Origin of the sequence: Tunturibacter empetritectus (assembly GCF_040358985.1) — a bacterium.
GTDB lineage: Bacteria > Acidobacteriota > Terriglobia > Terriglobales > Acidobacteriaceae > Edaphobacter > Edaphobacter empetritectus.
On sequence record NZ_CP132932.1, the window covers coordinates 4,634,619 to 4,652,927 of the forward strand.

The following is an 18,309-nucleotide window of genomic DNA, read 5'->3' on the forward strand; positions in this document are numbered from 1 at the left end:
CCAAAGGAAGAGCATGCGGGACGGCGGAATGAAAGTTGGAGTGATCGGAAGCGGATTAGCTGGGCTGGCGGCGGCTTGTACGCTGGCTGCCCGGGGATACCGGGTGGAGGTGTTCGAGAAGAATGCATGGCTCGGGGGAAAGGCTGCACAGTTGCGTGCCGCCGGCTTCCGCTTCGACATGGGACCGACGATTTTAATCCAGCCTTCGGTGCTGGGAAGAATCTTCGAAGAAGCTGGACGACGCATGGAAGACTATGTGCCCATGGTAAGACTCGATCCACAGTGGCGGTGCTTCTTCGAAGATGGAACAAGCATGGACTTGCGCGATGACGCCTCCAGGATGGCGAAAGAACTCGAGGCTATCTGGCCGAGGATGGGCGCGGGCTACCTCAAGTTTCTTGAAACATCAAAGCAATTGCACTCGATCAGCGACCGGTTCTTCTTTTGGCGATCGATCGGGTCGATGAAAGACACCATCGATCTAGGTGGAGCGTTTGACATCAAGGTTCTTAGAGACGTGATGAGGATGAGGCTGGGTAAGACAGTTGCGGGCACAATCCGAGAGTTCATCCCGGATGCGAATGTGGCACAGATGCTCGATCACTTTGTGCAGTATGTGGGAAGCTCACCCGATGCTTCGCCTGCGATTCTTTGTGCAATCGGATACATGCAGATGGCAGAAGGAATCTGGTACCCACTCGGTGGGACACGCGCAGTGCCAGAGGCTCTGGTGAGACTGGCTGGCGAGCTTGGTGTTGTGTTTCGTACAGAGACAGACGTATCGCAGATTCTTACCGACGTCCCTCGGCACGGAGGAAGGGCCGGCGGCAAGGTAACTGGACTCGTGACGACCATGGGCAAGGTGCATCATTTCGATGCGGTGGTCTCGAATGAAGACGCAGTGCGGACCCACCGTGAACTCGTCGGCGGAGCGGCCGCACAGCAGTTTGAACATAAGCGACACTATGAGCCAGCGTGCTCCGGCGTAGTACTCTATCTCGGGCTGAATAAGCGGTACGAACATCTGGCGCATCATGACTTCGTGTTTTCGCGTGACCCCCACGAGGAATTTCACTCAATCTATGAGTTGGGCGAGCCCGCTCCCGACCCCACGTGTTATCTCGCTGCCACGGCCTCGACCGATCCAACCAGCGCCCCTGAAGGCGGCGAAGCGTTATACGTGCTCGTACACACACCGTATTTGCGCGAACATCATGACTGGTCCAAAATGCTTCCCGCGTATAGGCAGGTAATCTTGAATAAGCTAAAACGAACCGCAGGGCTCGAGGATATTGAAAAACGTATCGTCTTTGAAGCGACACTGACCCCTCAGGATATTCATGAACGATATAGGGTACTAAACGGAGCTATCTATGGGATTTCAAGCCACGGAGTCTTCCAGGGTGCATTCAAACCGGCCAACCGCAGTAAGGAACTGGCAGGAATGTATCTTGCCGGGGGAGCCGCACACCCAGGGCCCGGAATGCCTATGGTAATGATGTCGGGATGGATCGCGGCGGATTCGCTCGATCATGATGCTCACCGATGATGAATGCGCCACCTATTTCGCTACCGGCTCTTCGCTTCTTCCGAAAAATCGTTCGCGGTTACTTTCGCCGGCACTTTCACGCCGTAAGGATAAGTGGAGCGGCTAGATTTTCCGCGCTGGCAAAACCAGATGCTGGACCCGTGATTGTGTATGCAAATCACAGTTCGTGGTGGGATCCGATGGTTTCGGTCTATCTAGCGGAGAGACTCATGGGCGCCAGGCGGCACTACGCTCCGATGGACGCAGCTGCTCTCGAGCGATATGCAGTTTTGAAGCGTATGGGCATCTTTGGAGTCGAGATGAACTCAGCCCGTGGAGCGATGACGTTTTTGAGGACCAGCGAAGCAATCCTCGCTTCGGGCGGAGTTGTATGGATAACACCGCAGGCACGCTTCGTTGATAGCAGGGCGCGGCCGCTGGAGTTCAAGCCAGGTCTTTCTATTCTGGCATCGAGAGTAGCTGTAAGCACTGGTTGGTGCACAGTAGTTCCGCTTGCCATCGAGTATCCGTTCTGGGACGAGCGGTTGCCAGAATGCTTACTGCACTTTGGAGAGCCACTAAAGGTTGACTCACCGCAGGATTCGGAGAAGTTGCAACAGGAATTGGTGCAATCGCTGGAAACGGCAATGAACACTCTACGCTTCATAGCCATACAACGCGATGCCCGAAACTTCGACACCTTAGCGCATGGAAAGCTCGGCACGGGCGGTTTCTATGGAGGATGGCAAAAACTGAAATCCTCCTTGACCGGACGGCCTTATCAAGCGGAGCACACGGTACTGCCGGAGTACGGTAGGGATGTTGCCTCCTGCAAGGAGCGTGGCGATGATCTTTGACGCCTTCACAATAGCGGTGATGCTCTGTTCTTTGGCGCCCGCGGTATTGTTTTGCGTAAACTGGCGGCGATATGTGCCTCCTCCGCAAGCCGGGTCCTTATACCTGCCCGCGATCTCTGTTCTTATTCCAGCGAGGGATGAGCAGGATGGAATTGCCGCCGCAGTAGAAAGCGTTCTCGCGAACACTGGCGTGGCCTTCGAATTGATCGTGATGGACGATGGCTCGACCGATCAAACGGCTGATATCGTCGAGGCGATCGCGAAGAAAGATGCGCGAGTCAGACTCGAGCGTACTCAAACACTGCCGATCGGTTGGAATGGCAAGCAACACGCGTGTTGGGCGCTGGCACATGCTGCCAGGCACGATCTGCTCTGTTTTGTTGACGCAGACGTAAGACTGAGCCCCGAGTGCCTTGCTCGTGTGGCAGCGCTCTTGATACAAGGCCAACGGGGGTTAGTCAGTGGTTTCCCGCGGCAGCTGACGGAGACCTGGCTTGAACGGCTACTGCTACCTCTCATTCATTTTGTCCTCCTCGGATTTCTTCCGGTCGAAAGAATGAGAAACACTACCGATCCGTCGTTCGCGGCGGGCTGCGGGCAGTTCATTCTCGTTCAACGCAAAGATTACTTTGCATGCGGTGGCCATGCGGAGATCAAGACAACGATGCACGACGGACTTCTCCTTCCAAGGTTGTTCCGGCAACGCGGGTATCGAACAGATTTGACCGATCTCACTGATCTTGCAACGTGCAGGATGTATCGCAACGCTTGGCAAGTGTGGCAAGGGCTTGCCAAAAATGCAACGGAGGGACTCGCGGCACCGGTAAGAATTTTGCCGATCAGCCTGCTTTTATTCCTGGGTCAGATAGTCCCGTTCATGCTGGCAGCATGGCTATGGCTAGTAGAAGGAACTTCGCTTGCGGAGACAATCTATGTAGTCATTGCAATCGCTGGAGCATGGGTGCCGCGTTTTATGGCGGCATACCGTTTTCGCCAGAACTGGCGCGGGGGGTGGTTCCATCCCCTCGGTGTTGGAATACTTCTCGTTATACAGTGGTACGCTCTTATACGAAAACTAGCTGGCGGAAGTGTGAGGTGGAAAGAGCGATCCTACTCTGAATTATAAAGACAAAACCGTCTAGAGAGGGTCTTTCTCTGCTCGCATGACGTTCCGGAAATGACTGATGCTCCAGACGAGCAGACCGACGCATAACAGAGCTGCTAGGCCGACGGGCAGGCCCATCGGATCGTCTTCGAGGTTGATGCGGGCGCCTGATGTGGTATGGCTGGCCGTGCGGTCTCAGCCAGGAATAGGTACCCTCGTTTGCTGATCGTCTGGACAAAGCGGAGGCTCGATGAGTCGTCGCACAAAACTTGTCGTATCCTCCGAACGGCGGCATCAACCTCAATCTCATCGTCCTAAAGCTCTTGAATGATCTCCTCTCTCATAACCAGTCCGTCAAGCCGGCTGGATCAGGAGCTCCATCGGAATCGCTCGTGCGAGAGGATGTTTGGGGACGTTTAATTTTTATGGATTTTGGTTGCCCCCCAGGGATTCGAACCCCGATTGATCGGTTCAGAGCCGACTGTTCTACCATTGAACTAGGGGGCAACGTGCTTGGCGTGGGTGCGCTTTTGCGTCGCGACGGGTGCTCGCTGACTGCCTTTTATGAGTGTACGAGGTGAGGGAGAGAAGGTCAACGGCTCGACGGGATAGGAGATAGAGGGCTCCAAAACTGCCCCCCTCAATTCCCGCACGCACGAATTTGAAAGAAAACAAGAGTCAGCAGGAATATCCCAACGTAGATCTTTGATATTGAACCACAACAGTTTTCGTTCCCGCCTCCACGATCCCCCGAAAGCCTGTTCATTTCTTGCACGCAACTCTGCGTTACAGTGGTTTAGAACATCTTTAAAACGCTGTCCACCACATCGCGGCTCCAAGCAGCCGCCAAGGAGTTTCTGTGTCACGACTGACCGACTTGATTGCCCAAGCCAAAACCAAAGACCCGCAATTAGGGGCAGATTTGGACAAGGAATTCAAGGTTTTGTCGTCACGGTTGCCGTTCGGCCTGAACTTCGAGCGCCACCGCCCGGAGGCCGTGGAGTTGCCTCAGCGTCCTGTTCGCAAGGGTGACAAGGTGCGCGTGTTGCCGAAACGTGGCTCCGGCAAAAAAGGAGACCAGCTCCTTTGGCAGGTGAAGGCGACCCGCAAGGTCGGTGACGGCAAGATGGCCGATCTGGAACTGTTGGGCGCGGCGAACACGGAAGCGCAATCCGTGGTGGTGAATGATTTGGTGATTGTTGCTGAGTTTCGCGACACCATCTATCCGGGCTTGGTCAGCACCGGCAAAGTACAGCGAGGTGGAGACAGACCTTTCCACACAGTCATCAATGGCGAGAACTACCACGTGCTGAAGGCGTTGACATACACGCATCGTGGAAAGGTGGATGCCATCTACATAGACCCGCCATACAACTCCAGGGCAAAAGATTGGAAATACAACAACGATTACGTCGAGGCAGATGATCTCTATCGGCACAGCAAGTGGCTGGCGATGATGGAGCGGCGCTTGCTGCTCGCAAAGGACTTGTTAAATGCGGCGAATTCCGCGCTAATCGTCACCATTGACGAGAAGGAATATCTACGGCTGGGGTTGTTGCTGGAGCAGGTTTTCCCAGAAGCTGTCATTGAGATGGTTACAACCGTTGTGAACCCACGTGGACGCCATCGTCCCGGACGATTTTCGCGGTCAGAGGAATACATCTTTACGGTCATGCTAGGGAAGGCGACGGTCGGCCAAGAGGCAGACCCCAATTTCGGCGGAGGCAGCCGGGTTCCTTGGCGTACTTTGCGACGTAGCGACGCGACTTCAGCGCGGGGCACCCTGAAAGGCGGCCCGGCTCAGTTCTATCCCATCTACGTGAACGCCGAGGGCGTCATCGAAGAGATCGGCACTGCGCTACCTCATGGCGTCCCACGCGAAACTGCGCCATTTCGTAAAGGTTGCACAGCAGTATTTCCTATGCGCGATTCGGGATTAGAAATGAACTGGGGACTTATCGCTCCGGCTCTGCGCAAAATACACTCCCGTGGGTACGTTCGTGTTGGGCGACACACGCCAGGAGAGCCTCAACAGTGGGAGATTTCGTACTTGACTACAGGAAAGATTAAAGACATTGATACTGGGCGCGCAATCATAGTAGATCGAGAGCCAAATGGGAGCGTCATAGCCGAGTATGTGGTCGATAAGCGCAAGACTCCAACTTCTACGTGGATGAGACCCTCCCACAACGCAGAGACTGGCGGCACTCTCACCCTCACACAACTGCTGCCAGATCGCCGATTTCCGTTTCCCAAGTCACTGTATGCGGTTGAAGACACGCTACGTTTGTTTGTGGCTGCAAAGCAAGAAGCCGTCGTAGCAGGATGGCGGCTCTCGCCAGTGCATCTCTGTTACTAACAATGAGGTTGCTGCCAAGGAGCAGGATGCGCTTCTTAAAAGGAGTCTGCGCCCAGGAGACGCCGAATGGGAACAATGGGGTATCTGCGACTACATCACCAAGCCCCGCGTCGAAGCCGCTATCACTGGCAAGACACCGAGCGGTGAACTTATCGAGGGCGAATACAACTTCACCGACGAATTTCCGATGGCCGATGGCTTTAAGGAGAATGCGGAGTTCTTCACACTGACTTACGAATCTCCGATTGCAGTCAACCACAACGTGGCCTTTGCCCGCATCGCCCCGCTGTTGTGGTTGCGTGCCGGTAGCCGTGGCAAGCGCATCGACAATCTGCCCGCCGAAGGTTGGGCCGTGGTGTGTGCCTATGGACTGCTGGTGGACGTGGATACCGCTACGCCCTTCATCAAGGCTGTGAGCAAGGCTAAAGACGCGGGCGTCGCCTACATTGTTACCGACGATGATCGCCGTTTCCAAGCCATTGCACGGCGTTTACCCCAAGGTGTGGAACCGGTGCGCCTGTACGAATCGTATTTGACCAACTTCAGCTTTGCGAACGGGGAATGACAGATGAAGTTCACGCTAAAGAGAAGCTACCAGACGGATGCTGCACGCGATACCTTGTCCAATCTCAAGAAGGCCCGCAAGTATTGGCACGGCGAGGCCGACAAGACCGCGTTCTCCCTGACTGCCGTCACCGGCGCGGGCAAAACGGTCATGGCCGCCGCTGTGTTCGAGGCGCTGTTTCATGGTGATGACGAATTCGATTTCGATGCAGACCCTGGCGCGGTGGTGATCTGGTTCAGCGACGATCCAGCGTTGAACGAGCAGACCCGGTTCCGCTTAATGGAAGCCAGTGACCGGCTCAGCCATACTGATCTAGTTCCAGTCGAAAACACCTTCAGCAGGGATAAGTTTCAGGCGAAGAAGATTTATTTCATCAACACCGGAAAGCTCTCCAAGAACAGCTTGCTGACCCGCGGCTTCGACCAAGAGGAAGTGGAAACAAGAGCCGGTGCGCAGTTGCTGGAACTCCGTCCTGACTCGCGGTCATATACGATTTGGGAGACCATCCAGAACACCATTGAAGATCCGGACTTAACTCTGTATCTGGTACTGGATGAAGCGCACCGCGGAATAGGAAATCCCACCGCTGCCGACAGGAACGGTAAGAATACCATCGTCCAGAGACTCATCAACGGCGCGAACGGCGTACCGGGCGTTCCAGTAGTCTGGGGTATTTCGGCCACAGTGGAACGCTTTAACGCAGCTATGGAAGTTGCTGTCAATCGCACGATCTTGCCCAATGTACTGGTGGATTCTGCCAAAGTGCAGGAATCTGGTCTTATCAAAGACACCATCCTGATTGACATCCCGGATGAGGCGGGTGATTTCGATACCGTGCTGGTGCGCCGAGCGACGGACAAGTTGAAAGCATCCACCTCTGCTTGGGCTGAGTACGCCAAGCATCAGGAGGAGTCGCATACTGTGGTTCCGCTGATGGTGTTGCAGGTTCCCAACAAACCTGATCCGAACGATATTGGCCGAGCGTTGGATACCATCTATCAGCAATGGCCGGAGTTGCCCAGCGGAAGCGTGGCGCATGTGCTTGCCGACCACATCGCGCAACAGTTTGGCAACCACAACGTGCCGTACATTTCGCCAGAGTTGGTGCAGGATCGTGCTTGGGTGCGTGTGCTTATTGCCAAGGATGCCATCAGTACGGGCTGGGACTGCCCGCGGGCAGAGGTGATGGTGTCCTTCCGTGCTGCTACGGATTATACCCACATCACACAGTTGCTGGGCCGCCTGGTGCGTTCGCCATTGGCTCGCCGTATCCCTGGCAATGAGCGATTGAATGCAGTGGAATGCCTGTTGCCGAATTTCAAGAAGAAGACGGTTGGTGACGTTGTCAAGGCTCTGATGAAGGGCGATGACACGATGCAGCCTTCTACTGGACGCATCCTCGTCAATCCTGTTGAGGTGAAGCCCAATCCTGCGGCATCAGCGGCTGTTTGGGAGGTCTTTGAAGCATTGCCATCCCAAACGCAACCACAGCGTGGAGCAAAGCCTGCAAAGCGTTTGACTGCGCTTGCGCACGAATTGGCTTCCGATGACATTCTTCCCGGTGCTGGAAAGTTGGCTCATGCAGACATGCACAAGGCTTTGGACAAGTTCCAAGAGAGTGAGAAGGTGAAGATAGAGGCCAAACGCAAAGCTGTGATGACGGTAGACGGCAAGACCATAGTTGCCGACCTAAAAGGTAAGAACAAGAGTTTCGATGATTTCTGGGAAGATGCGGATATGGCAGTGATCGAGGATGCCTACCGCCGTGCCGCGCGCATCTTTACCCCGGACATTTCGCGCACCTATGCCGAGTTCCTTGCTTACAAGGTGGCCGCGCCGGATGAACCGGATGAATTCGAGGAATCCATTATCGAATCGCGTGTATCTATCGCCGCTCTGGGTTTGGTGATGGAGGCGCAAGGTTATTTCGATGCCGAGGCCGACAAGCTGGCCACGGCTTGGCTAGCCAAATACGGCAACGAAATCAAGAAGCTGACCGATGACCGGAAGGAAGCCTACCGACAGATTGTCGAGATGAGCAGCGAGCCGCAAGATCTGGAGTTGGTCAAGCCGGAAACCAAGTTCGAGCCGACCAAGGTAATAGAGAACGACAAGGAAACAGAATTTCCGACCTACAAGAACCATCTATTGTGCGATGAGAACGGCAATTACCCGGCGAATCTAAATTCATGGGAGATCGCTGTTGCAGAGACCGAATCAAAGCGCAAGGGTTTCAGCTTCTGGTATCGCAATCCCCAACAACCTGGGCAATCTTCGCTTGGCATCGCTTACCTTGATGGTGACCAATACAAAATCGTCCGCCCTGACTTCATCTTCTTCTCCACCCTAGAAGATGGGAAGGTTGTTGGTGACATTGTTGACGCTCACGGCCTCTATTTGAACGACGCGCTACCCAAACTGCGAGGATTGGCACTGTTCGCGGAGGCGCACTCAGTGGCTTACCGGCGGATCGAATCCGTTGCCGAGGTAAAGGGCAAACTGCGCGCCTTAAACTTGAAACGAGAAGACGTGCGCAATGCCATTGCAATCGCAAAGGATGCTGCCAGCTTGTTCGTTGGACGCTTAGCCAGTGATTATGAATGACGACACGCGACGAAGCCTTGAGTGACCGGGAGAAATCAAACAGGTCTCACGGTGACCTCGTAGGTCGGCTATCATCCGTCCATTATCCCGCCGGTCCGAGACTGCGACCGGGTGGCCCTGGACGTAACAGAAAGTTTAGCGACGAAGAGTTACGACCCTTGATGAGATTCGGTCTGTGGAGTTGCGCGCAGCCAAGATCTATTGGAAAGCGTGGCGGGCAGTCACAATCAAGTTTCCCGACAAGGATCTGCCTCGCACACCCGAACATTGGCGGATCTTTCGCTCACGCGCGTCTGTCCTCTCAGGCTCTCCTAGACTCGCGGTAAATCCGGTTAACGCAATTTTGAACTATCTCTATGCACTGCTGGAGGCGGAGTGTCGTCTTGCTGTCGCTGCCCTTGGACTTGATCCAGAGATGGGAGTTTTGCACATGGATACGATCAACCGAGACAGCCTGGCGTGCGATCTGATGGAGGCCATCCGACCCGATGTTGATGCCTATGTTTTAGACCGCATTTTGAAGCAGCCTCTAAAAAGAAATTGGTTTTTCGAAGAGCGCAACGGCAATTGCCGTCTGATGGCTGATCTAGCGAGTCAGCTCGCAGAAACGATTTCGACCTGGGCTCGCTTAGTCGCTCCACTTGCTGAGTGGACCGTGAAGGAGATTGCGTCAACGACCAAAATCCGCAGAGCGACTCCAGCAACGCGGCTGACACAGAATCACAAGCGCGAGACCCGGGGAGGAGATCCGTTTGTAACGTCCAACAATTCGGTTAGCTTGCAGAACGTCTGTAATGACTGCGGCACTCCGATCATCAATGCAAATGAGAAGTGCAGAGTTTGCTCAGTTGAAGAGTCTAAGCGGCGCCTTAAAGCAGTTGCGACAGAGGGGCGTGTAGTTTCTCGTTCAGCCAATGCTCAAGTTAAGCGGTCCACGACTCAGATTGCGAACCAAGTAGAGATCCGGGAATGGTCACCTTCGGACCAACCGTCCTGGCTGACAGCAGAATTTTATGCTGAGAACATTCAGCCGCAAATCTCCTCTCTATCTTGCAGTTCCATAACAACCCGACTTGCAGTTTCGCGAGGCTATGCAGGCGAGATTCGGCAGGGCCGGGTGCCGCATCCACGGCATTGGATGGCTTTGGCCAAACTTATAGGGCTGTAAGAATAGAGGGTTCTGCCGTGGAACCGGTACGCGAGTGCTCAGTGAGTGGATTGCCTTGTTGTCGCCCATTCACACTTCCTCTGTTTAGTAGCAAGGAATATTGTCCAAGAGATCGACATGTGACTTAGCGCGAGTACTTAAAGCCGACGACGAGAATCACGTGCTACGCTGTCCAGTAGGTCAGGGATTGAGATGTGGGTATATGCTCCCATGACTAGGGATGGCCACTCACGCTAGGCATAGGAGCCTTAGGATATTGCAAAGCCATGAACTGCTTATCTCCGTCCGACAGTTGATAGGTCCAGGGCGCTGAAATATTGTTCTGAGTCCACTCGGATGGAAAGCTGTAAATCATGATCGAGCTTGTGTCCATTCTGGTAAAGATAAGCTGTTTAGGTGTGTATTGGTTGAAAATATTCTGATCTACGTCGTCTGTTGTCCAGCCCCACTGCGTCTTACAGTATTGATAAACGTACGGTTTGTTCCAAATAATCCCCGTGTTCGGTAGTTGATGTTCGTGAACCAAACCGAGAGCGTGGCCGAACTCGTGAAGAACCACGCTGTCGTAGTCCGCTTGTGATGAAAAAGTTGTAAGCCAACCGAAGTGCATCGTTTCCTTCGTTCCATCGATTTGCAACGCATCATTTCCGATTTCCGATTCTGATCTTCCATTCCCGTCTACGCCGATACGAATCGACGCCTGGGTGGGATCATCAACAAAATTAAATTTGACGTTGACGTAGTCAGTCCACTTCATTGCTGATTGCTTAATTCTTTCGCGAACAGTCGGATCTCCACTCAGAAACGCTACTTTGATAGTGGAACCTTGAGGCCAAAGTTCCGGCTTCATTACCCCTTGCTGTATGCTTGGCGAAATTGCTCGAATATCAGCTAATTGCGAGGCAGACAAACTTGTAATATTTAGCTCTTGGTTGAACATCGGCGACTGAGCGAGCTTATTCAAAGCCTTTCTGACCCTGGGTGGATCCTTGGCCGAACAAACGTGTATTTTCAGATTCGGACTGGGCGACTTTGATTCATTCTGAAGCCCCGCCGAAACCAAGCTTGCAAGGCCAACAACCAGTAACCACGGTCGCATCATAGTTGCTCCTCGTATCCTTCAAGGCTTCTTTGCTTCACAAAGGAATTAGTTTGGAACGTAATTCCTCCAGCAAACCGGGCAGACCAGCGTGTCACGGGCGTCAACTGCCCAAAATTAGGGGGGATTACGCTGCCGTTGTGAAATCCTGGAGGGTAGTCGGCAAACTCCCCCATATGCATGCCCCCAGACAGAAACAGCCGCCTTCACAACGAAAATGAACCACCAGCAAACCAGCCGAAATTGGACACGGAGGGAGTGCTTCCAAATTTGAATACAGGACCCGTAGAAAACGCAAGCCCCGGCTGCGGACCCTTGTCTAAGACATATAACTTATAGTTGAGTAAGGCCAGCCCTTGTGGGCTTACATTTGAATTGCCATTCACGACAAGAACATTCTGCGTTCCCGTTGAGGTTGGCACTGACTGGCTCACATAAGTTCGATATGGAAGTGTCGTGAACATAACGCCAACAGACAGCGTTAAGACGTCATCTATCCCACATCGCCAAGATAAAGTCGAATCGCTAAGCTGATTGTTGTAGCGCAAACGCTCCCTCACCGTGAAGGCATCCCAGTGTTTGCTATCAACTTGATACGGGAATGAGACACTCGCAGTCCCAGAACCAAGCTTTTCATTGAGCGCCTCGTACTCTTGGATTTCTTGTGCTACGTCTAAAAGGGTGGCTTGAGATCTGCACATATCCAGGTGTGGTTCGATCGCTGCATTTCGCGTTTGTGAGCACTGTGGTGACCGATTGGCTAGTCAGCGCTGTCTGAGTTTCACTCAGGCCAACACTGTTTCCATTTTTCGGAAATAGAGATTGATTACTCGAAACATCCTCTAGGGCGGTTTCGTAGGCGCTGCAGTCTAGGTGAGGAGCCCCGGCCACAGGCTGCTGGCCTCCACCCAGCGCGCCACCGCCGGGCAGTCTACCGGCGTCGTTCCCGGGAAGTTCGTAACTTTTGACGTCAAGGGAGTACGTGTAGAGAATGATATTTGCGTTTGTCAGAGTTAACTGCGCGTTAGTTACACCCGTTCCAGGTGCAATGCAAGCTTGTTGTCCCGTCGTCCTGTTAGACCAATCAATTGTAACGGTCGGAGTAGTTTGGGTGCTTGTGGGCTTAGGTTGAGCTATCACAAAGAGTGAGCTTATTGTGAATACGCACCCTCCTATAGCCTTGGACTTACCTAGTCGTGACTCCATTAGGCTCTCCTCGCGTGTAGAACACTCTGCTGCGTGGGACACTCTGGGCCGGGGACATAATAGATATCACGCCTTTCGATCTAAAGCAATGTTTCTTTCTTGGGGATTAATTAACTATCTGCGCTCGGCGAGCCCGGCACAAGAATCCGTCCAATGGCAGCCCTCCCTCCCCAACCAGAACGCAACCCTCTTCTTGGAGGAAACCCACCCCTGCGTTCTTTGGGGCTTAAAAAAATGAGGAAGCCCTATGGGACAACGAAGAAACAATCGCCGAGTCACTTATCGCAACACAGTCAAGGGGGCAGTTTTGAAACCCCCTATCTCCTATCCCGTCAACGGCTCGACGGATCTGGATGCGCTGGTGCGGATTAGAATGCAAAGATGACTACGACCCTTGATGCTGTTGCTGCCGATTTTCTTGATGTTTCATGTCGCAGGCTCGACATGATGTGTGAGTGCTTCGAAGTTTGTTTGAGGAAGCTGACTTACGATCAGGTTTGGCAGCGGCAGGGGGACCATGAGAATGCTGTAGGAAATCTTGTGCTTCATCTTTGCGGGAATGCTCAGCAGTGGGTGATGCACGGGGTGGGTGGGGCCGCCGATGTCAGAGTTCGCGATGCGGAGTTCAGTGCAGAGGGTGGGATGAGCCCAGAGGAGTTGATTGCGCTGTTTCAATCGACGTTTGCGGAGGCGAAGGGTGTGATTGCGGCGGTGCCGGCGGGGCGGTTGCCGGAGAGGATCACTCCGCAGGGGCGCGATGTGAGTGTTATGGAGGCTATCTATCAGGTGGTGGGACATGTGCAGCAGCATGTAGGGCAGATAATTTTGCTGACGAAGCAGATGACTGCTAGGGATCTTGATCTTACGATTCCCCGGCCCAGATAGTGCCACTCACCCTCCCCCTCCCCCTCCGGGTATCTTGTATGGAAGTTGTTTATTTTTAGCGGTTTGCGAGGGGTGACTGTCTGCAAAATATTGATTTTGCTTGAGTTATCCGCAAAATACTTATAATCAATGGTTTAGTAGATATATGCAAGCTGCTTGTTGAAGCATTATCTCTTCCTCCTCGCTTTCTTACTTAAAGTATAGTGCGGCAGGCTTATCTAATACGCCACGTGGATGTTCTTTGGATAGAAGTGTTTAGGTCTCGGTGGGGCTTGACATGTGGTTTCGTTGGGGTTTTGGCGGTTTCGTTCACGGGAAGAGCAAGCGAGGGGAACAGCAATGAATGGTGGGCAGGCTCCATTTGACTTCGCACAGAGGCAGGATGACGGTAAGAACAGGCAACGGCAACAGCACAACGCAACTGCAAAATACGGGGATTCTTCGCTCCGCTCAGAATGACGATCGAATTGTGGGGGCTACGCGGTGGGTTGTGGGGGCCAGGTAGGTTAGCAGGGCCACGCCGTGGGTTGTAGGGACCAGGTAGATTGTGGAGATTAGGTGGTGGGTCGTGGTTGCCAGGTGGTGGGTTGTGGTTGCGAGATGGTGGTTAGGTGGTGGATTGGTGGCGATGGCGGAAGGCGGCTACCTTGTTGCGGTTGCCGCAGGTGGCCATGCTGCACCAGCGACGATGGTGGGAGCGGGTTCGGTCGTAGAACCAGAGGATGCACTCGGAGTCTTCACAGCGGCGGACTAGGTTGAAGTCTCCGGTGGCGAGGAGTTCGGCAGCGGCTTCGGCTATGGGGGCGAGGATCTCTTCGGGGGTCCGCTGCTGCCAATGACGTTCGAGATGAAACGTTCTTTTTTGGGCGGAAGATAGTTTGAGATGGCTTTGTGACTGGGCAAGGAAGGCGTTGAGAGGAGCCAGGTCGGCGCGCTTCCCTGCTTTTCTGGTTTCTATGATCTTGCGAATGGCTTCCCGAAGGGACCGGGCACTGCGCAGGAGAGCACCTGGCTTTGACCTTGCGAGATCGTGCTCGATTCGCCAGCCCGCAGCGGCAAGCCACTGAAGTGCATCCTGATCGGTCTGGAGAGAGTCTACGATTACGCCGTCGAGAAGGAAGACGGTGTTGAGGAGATCGAGCGCGGGATGATCGCCTACCTTTGGAGATTCGACGAGATTGACGGGTGTCGGCAAGGGCAAAGTTTTTTCTGCTTTTATTGTAACTTCTGAAACCTATTTCAGGTGGTTACATCTCACTTGTAACTATTGAACACCAGGTTCAGTGGTTACGCACATTTGAATTGCATCTGGAGGACAGAATGGATCGTCGAAGCTTTATTGCGGGGGGAGGGAGCCTACTGGCAATGGCTGGTGCCGCTCCCGCTGCCCTTTCACAAAGTTTGTTTCAAGACTCACTAAGTTTCGAAGGAGGAGAGAGTATGTCCAACATATCCGCAGGTTCAGCAGTATCGAGTTCAGGAGTTCCGCTGACTACCATTCGCCGCGTTACAGCTGATGGAGTGACCGTGTTTTATCGTGAGGCTGGTCCGGCGGATGCGCCTGTGGTGTTACTGCTGCACGGCTTCCCCACTTCTTCATTTCAGTATCGTGAGCTGATTCCGCGGCTGGCGGATAAGTACCGGGTGATTGCGCCGGATCTTCCGGGGTTTGGATTTACGGATGTGCCTGAGGCGCGGCAGTACAAGTACAGCTTCGATGCGCTGGCGAAGACGATGCTGGCCTTTACCGATGCGCTGCATCTGAAGCGGTATGCGTTGTATGTGTTCGACTATGGGGCGCCTACCGGGCTTCGCATGGCGGTGGCGCATCCGGAGCGGGTGACGGCGATCGTCTCGCAGAACGGGAACGCGTATGAAGAGGGGCTTGGCGATGCGTGGGGGCCGATTCGTAAGTATTGGAGCGATCCTTCGGCGGCGAATCGCGAGGAGGTACGTAAGGCTGCGGTGAGCTTTGAGGGGATCAAGTTTCAGTACGTGCATGGGGTGAAGAGTCCGGAGGCGGTTGGCCCAGAGGCTTACTGGCTAGACTATGCGCTGGTGAGCCGCCCAGGAAATACGGATATTCAACTGGATTTGTTTTTGGATTATCAGAACAACGTGAAGCTGTATCCGAAGTTTCAGGAGTACTTCCGGACGTCGAAGCCTCCGTTGCTGGCGATCTGGGGGAAGAACGATCCGTTTTTTATTCCACCGGGGGCTGAGGCTTTCAAAAAGGATAATCCGAATGCTACGGTGCAGTTTCTGGATACGGGACACTTTGCGCTGGAGACGCATGTAGAGGAGGTTGCGTTGGCTATGAGGGAGTTGCTGGCGAAGAGCGTTGCGTGATGACGTGATGAATTGCTGGTTCAAGGGTGGAAATCGGTACGTTCGTCCGCCCGACGACACCCTGACGAGGCTTGACGGCCAAGGCGCAACAAGCCTCGTCAGCTTTGTAGAGTTGTTCCGAAGAGCGCGCTCTGTGCGATGTTGCTCCTTGGATCGTGGCACCATATCTGGTATCTCCGTTTGTGTATCGAAGCATACTGTTTGTGTATCGAACCTGCTCGACGGTGAGATTAATGTTTTGCGCGGCAACGGTTCCATTACGCCTCCAGCCACTGCAATCTTCGCGGCTTCCATCCGAGAATCCGCTTCGCCTTGGCATTGGAGGCGCCACTCAACTTTGTTGCGTAATATACGACATCTTCCCCTGCGATTGATTTCACCTCGGCTTCGCTCATGCGCGGAGGTGGCGGAGCGCCCACGAACTTCGCAAACGCCGGCAGCCACACGGCCTGAGGGGAAGGATCATCATCGACCAAGTTGTACACACCTGGTTCGGCGGTCAGAGCTGCGACTGTTCCAATTGCAGCGTCGTCGATATGCACAAAGGACGACACTCCCTCACCTTTACCGACCACGGGATTTTGTTGCTTCATCACCATGTTCGCCGCCGCCTCACCGGGGTGATACCACGTTCTCGGCCCGTAGAAGAACCCATAACGCAGCGACACGCCCTCGATTGCCTTGGAACTGAAGAGGCGTGTTTCCAGTTCTGTGTACGTCCGCGCACTTGCCGCTACGCCTGGGCTTGCGTGCACATCCAAGGGAGAAGATTCATCGGCCAAAGTACCTTCGGCCGCTTTCAAGAAGAATCCGCTCGACTGTTGCAGATATCGCCGCACGCCGCTTGCAATCGCTGCACGAAAGAGATTGCCACCACCCTCAATCCTTAGCTTTCTGTCTCCAGCCGCGTAGTTTGGCATATCGCTTTGTTCTTTGGGCAGAGATGTCAGCTCATCGATCACTACTTCGGCCTTTGAATGCCGCAGCGCTGCTTCGAGCGCTACAGCATCGAAGGCGTCTACGATCACGGCCTCGGCTCCCTGAGCTTCCAGGTCTTTCGCTCGCGCCGCGCTTGTAGTCATGCCCACTACAGAGTGTCCCTGCTTAAGTAGCTCCGCGATCAGAGGTCCGCCGATCGCTCCGCTTGCACCTGCTACAAATACATGCATCGCCTGCTCCTCTTAGATTGGTTGCTTAATCCCGGACGGTTGCTAAGGAGATGGTACGAGCCTGCGCTCTACCCTGAGAAGCCCTTTAGAGTTCGAGTTGTGCGGTCTTGATCACGGTGGGGCGAAGTGGCCGCAGGCAGACGAAGATCAACATAGGGATGCTGGTTGCGAGGGCGGCCACACACTCAATAGCGGGCAGTCCTCGTGCTCCCCATCGGGCCGCAGCCCAGCCGTCGATGGAGATCATGAGCAGCACCGGGATGTTGATGATGCCGTTGATGACTGAGAAGCGTCCGCTGCCGCTCTTGCCTGACTCTCCGAGGAACTCAAGTGTAATCGCAGTCGAGGTCGAGTAACAGCAGCCCGAGGTGAACAGATACAGGACCGTGGCGCAGAGATAGCTCCATGGGCGCATGGGGCCGAACGCCATTGCGCCAAGGACCAACGCGTTGAGAATGTAAACGACGAGAGCGGGGCGTGCGATTCCCCAACGAGTTGGGAACAGGGCTGTCACCATTGAGCCTGCGGCGATAGCTAAGGCTCCTATCAAGCCGTTCATCCAGGCAATCTGGTCGCTGTTGATGCTGTAGGATTGCGCGATGCTGGGAAGTAGTCCTATGGCTGCGCCGGTGCCTGCCGGCAGGAGCACGTATACCAGATAAGGGATGGAGTCCCGGCGCAGGAAGGTAGCTTTGCACTCGCTACCCAGAATTCTGAGGGTCTGTAGAAGGCCGGAGCTTCGCACGACGGGCTGATGCGGTGCGAGAAGAGCAAAGATGCTGGGAAGTCCAATCATGGCAGCTGCCATCCATCCAAGCGATGCGGCAGGAACGCGTGAGCTTTCGCGGATTAAGGCCCAGGTGGCGAGCGCGCCGAAGGCCATGGAGCCAGCCTGAAAAAAACCACACGCTGTGTGCCGAGACTTGTCGGAGTGAAGCGTTCCCATCATGCCGCCACAACTGGCAAAGACAAGCTGTGTGAGGCATCCGCTGAGGAGAATAAGCCGCAGTGGAGTGGGCGCGGCGATGCTTTGTTGGCGAAAGGCGAGCAGCATGAGGACAGCCGCGCAGAGCGAACCAAGCATCAGCCAGGTGCGCCGTTTGAGGAGGAAGTCCGTTAACGGGCTGTAGAGAAAATAAAGCGTTGTGGGAAGCGCCAGTATGGAGAGCCAATGGGATGCGACGTCGATCTTCATGCCCTGCTGGGTGAGCAGATATCCGAGTACCCCACCCTGTATGATCCCGTTGGCTACGACAGCCGACGGCGCGACGAGCAGACCAAAGATCCAGGGCCGATCCCCGCTGACAGTGGCGTCACCAAGAACGGACGGGAGAGCGTCCGGCAACAGCAGGTCCTGCTGGTTGGCAGCATTCATAAGATTCGCTGATCTCTAGCGCCCGTTTATAACACGTCGC

General features: G+C 54.4%; 13 protein-coding genes, 1 tRNA gene and 1 pseudogene. 10 read left to right on the forward strand and 5 right to left on the reverse strand.

The features are described from left to right. The first annotated feature begins 28 nt into the window (after window positions 1-28). The 3 genes from RBB75_RS19410 to RBB75_RS19420 are packed head-to-tail and all read left to right on the forward strand — an operon-like array spanning window position 29 to window position 3,511. Entirely contained in the window at window positions 29-1,549 is a 1,521-nt protein-coding gene (locus RBB75_RS19410; protein WP_179638260.1) for a phytoene desaturase family protein, read from the forward strand. Next, window positions 1,549-2,385 (forward strand): lysophospholipid acyltransferase family protein, encoded by an 837-nt coding sequence (locus tag RBB75_RS19415; protein ID WP_353070418.1) that lies wholly within the window; start codon window positions 1,549-1,551, stop codon window positions 2,383-2,385. The genes RBB75_RS19410 and RBB75_RS19415 overlap by 1 nt, the downstream gene beginning before the upstream one ends. After that, a complete protein-coding gene (locus tag RBB75_RS19420) occupies window positions 2,375-3,511 on the forward strand; it encodes a glycosyltransferase family 2 protein (protein ID WP_179638262.1) in 1,137 nt (378 codons plus the stop codon). The genes RBB75_RS19415 and RBB75_RS19420 overlap by 11 nt, the downstream gene beginning before the upstream one ends. Before the next feature lie 412 nt (window positions 3,512-3,923). On the opposite strand, the gene RBB75_RS19425 is transcribed toward RBB75_RS19420, so the two are convergent. Next, window positions 3,924-3,997: transfer RNA gene (locus tag RBB75_RS19425), tRNA-Gln, on the reverse strand. 352 nt (window positions 3,998-4,349) lie between these two features. Here RBB75_RS19425 and RBB75_RS19430 point away from each other — a divergent pair. The 4 genes and pseudogenes from RBB75_RS19430 to cas1 all read left to right on the forward strand — a co-directional run. After that, on the forward strand, window positions 4,350-5,849 hold the full coding sequence (locus RBB75_RS19430) for a DNA methyltransferase (protein ID WP_353069017.1): 1,500 nt from the start codon (window positions 4,350-4,352) through the stop codon (window positions 5,847-5,849). Window positions 5,850-6,036: 187 nt separating this feature from the next. Further along, on the forward strand, window positions 6,037-6,414 hold the full coding sequence (locus tag RBB75_RS19435; RefSeq protein ID WP_353069018.1) for a hypothetical protein: 378 nt from the start codon (window positions 6,037-6,039) through the stop codon (window positions 6,412-6,414). A gap of 3 nt (window positions 6,415-6,417) precedes the next feature. After that, entirely contained in the window at window positions 6,418-9,018 is a 2,601-nt protein-coding gene (locus tag RBB75_RS19440) for a DEAD/DEAH box helicase family protein (RefSeq protein ID WP_353069019.1), read from the forward strand. Window positions 9,019-9,175: 157 nt separating this feature from the next. Beyond that, window positions 9,176-10,186: pseudogene (cas1, locus tag RBB75_RS19445) on the forward strand (CRISPR-associated endonuclease Cas1); the annotation flags it as partial. A gap of 214 nt (window positions 10,187-10,400) precedes the next feature. Here cas1 and RBB75_RS19450 read toward each other — a convergent pair. Beyond that, window positions 10,401-11,288 (reverse strand): matrixin family metalloprotease, encoded by an 888-nt coding sequence (locus RBB75_RS19450; RefSeq protein WP_179638266.1) that lies wholly within the window; start codon window positions 11,286-11,288, stop codon window positions 10,401-10,403. 1,584 nt (window positions 11,289-12,872) lie between these two features. Here RBB75_RS19450 and RBB75_RS19455 point away from each other — a divergent pair. Together RBB75_RS19455 and RBB75_RS19460 are read left to right on the forward strand one after the other, a co-directional pair. Further along, window positions 12,873-13,376, forward strand: a complete 504-nt coding sequence (locus RBB75_RS19455; protein WP_353069020.1) for a DinB family protein — start codon at window positions 12,873-12,875, stop codon at window positions 13,374-13,376. A 382-nt stretch (window positions 13,377-13,758) separates the two neighbouring features. Continuing rightward, window positions 13,759-13,881 (forward strand): hypothetical protein, encoded by a 123-nt coding sequence (locus tag RBB75_RS19460; RefSeq protein WP_353069021.1) that lies wholly within the window; start codon window positions 13,759-13,761, stop codon window positions 13,879-13,881. A 102-nt stretch (window positions 13,882-13,983) separates the two neighbouring features. Here RBB75_RS19460 and RBB75_RS19465 read toward each other — a convergent pair whose 3' ends face one another. Beyond that, on the reverse strand, window positions 13,984-14,577 hold the full coding sequence (locus tag RBB75_RS19465) for a CGNR zinc finger domain-containing protein (protein ID WP_353069022.1): 594 nt from the start codon (window positions 14,575-14,577) through the stop codon (window positions 13,984-13,986). A gap of 239 nt (window positions 14,578-14,816) precedes the next feature. Here RBB75_RS19465 and RBB75_RS19470 point away from each other — a divergent pair, with 239 nt between their 5' ends. Beyond that, entirely contained in the window at window positions 14,817-15,725 is a 909-nt protein-coding gene (locus tag RBB75_RS19470) for an alpha/beta fold hydrolase (RefSeq protein WP_353069023.1), read from the forward strand. Window positions 15,726-15,982: 257 nt separating this feature from the next. Here RBB75_RS19470 and RBB75_RS19475 read toward each other — a convergent pair whose 3' ends face one another. Together RBB75_RS19475 and RBB75_RS19480 are read right to left on the reverse strand one after the other, a co-directional pair. After that, window positions 15,983-16,894, reverse strand: a complete 912-nt coding sequence (locus RBB75_RS19475; protein WP_179638271.1) for an NAD-dependent epimerase/dehydratase family protein — start codon at window positions 16,892-16,894, stop codon at window positions 15,983-15,985. Window positions 16,895-16,979: 85 nt separating this feature from the next. Beyond that, a complete protein-coding gene (locus RBB75_RS19480; RefSeq protein ID WP_353069024.1) occupies window positions 16,980-18,269 on the reverse strand; it encodes a hypothetical protein in 1,290 nt (429 codons plus the stop codon). Window positions 18,270-18,309: the final 40 nt, after the last annotated feature.

Excerpts from the sequence above, each read along its gene's own strand:
- RBB75_RS19410 (WP_179638260.1), top strand. The coding sequence starts at position 29 with ATGAAAGTTGGAGTGATCGGAAGCGGATTAGCTGGGCTGGCGGCGGCT.
- RBB75_RS19415 (WP_353070418.1), top strand. The coding sequence starts at position 1,549 with ATGAATGCGCCACCTATTTCGCTACCGGCTCTTCGCTTCTTCCGAAAA.
- RBB75_RS19420 (WP_179638262.1), top strand. The coding sequence starts at position 2,375 with ATGATCTTTGACGCCTTCACAATAGCGGTGATGCTCTGTTCTTTGGCG.
- RBB75_RS19435 (WP_353069018.1), top strand. The coding sequence starts at position 6,037 with ATGGCCGATGGCTTTAAGGAGAATGCGGAGTTCTTCACACTGACTTAC.
- RBB75_RS19440 (WP_353069019.1), top strand. The coding sequence starts at position 6,418 with ATGAAGTTCACGCTAAAGAGAAGCTACCAGACGGATGCTGCACGCGAT.
- RBB75_RS19450 (WP_179638266.1), bottom strand. The coding sequence starts at position 11,288 with ATGATGCGACCGTGGTTACTGGTTGTTGGCCTTGCAAGCTTGGTTTCG.
- RBB75_RS19455 (WP_353069020.1), top strand. The coding sequence starts at position 12,873 with ATGACTACGACCCTTGATGCTGTTGCTGCCGATTTTCTTGATGTTTCA.
- RBB75_RS19460 (WP_353069021.1), top strand. The coding sequence starts at position 13,759 with ATGACGGTAAGAACAGGCAACGGCAACAGCACAACGCAACTGCAAAAT.
- RBB75_RS19470 (WP_353069023.1), top strand. The coding sequence starts at position 14,817 with ATGTCCAACATATCCGCAGGTTCAGCAGTATCGAGTTCAGGAGTTCCG.
- RBB75_RS19475 (WP_179638271.1), bottom strand. The coding sequence starts at position 16,894 with ATGCATGTATTTGTAGCAGGTGCAAGCGGAGCGATCGGCGGACCTCTG.
- RBB75_RS19480 (WP_353069024.1), bottom strand. The coding sequence starts at position 18,269 with ATGAATGCTGCCAACCAGCAGGACCTGCTGTTGCCGGACGCTCTCCCG.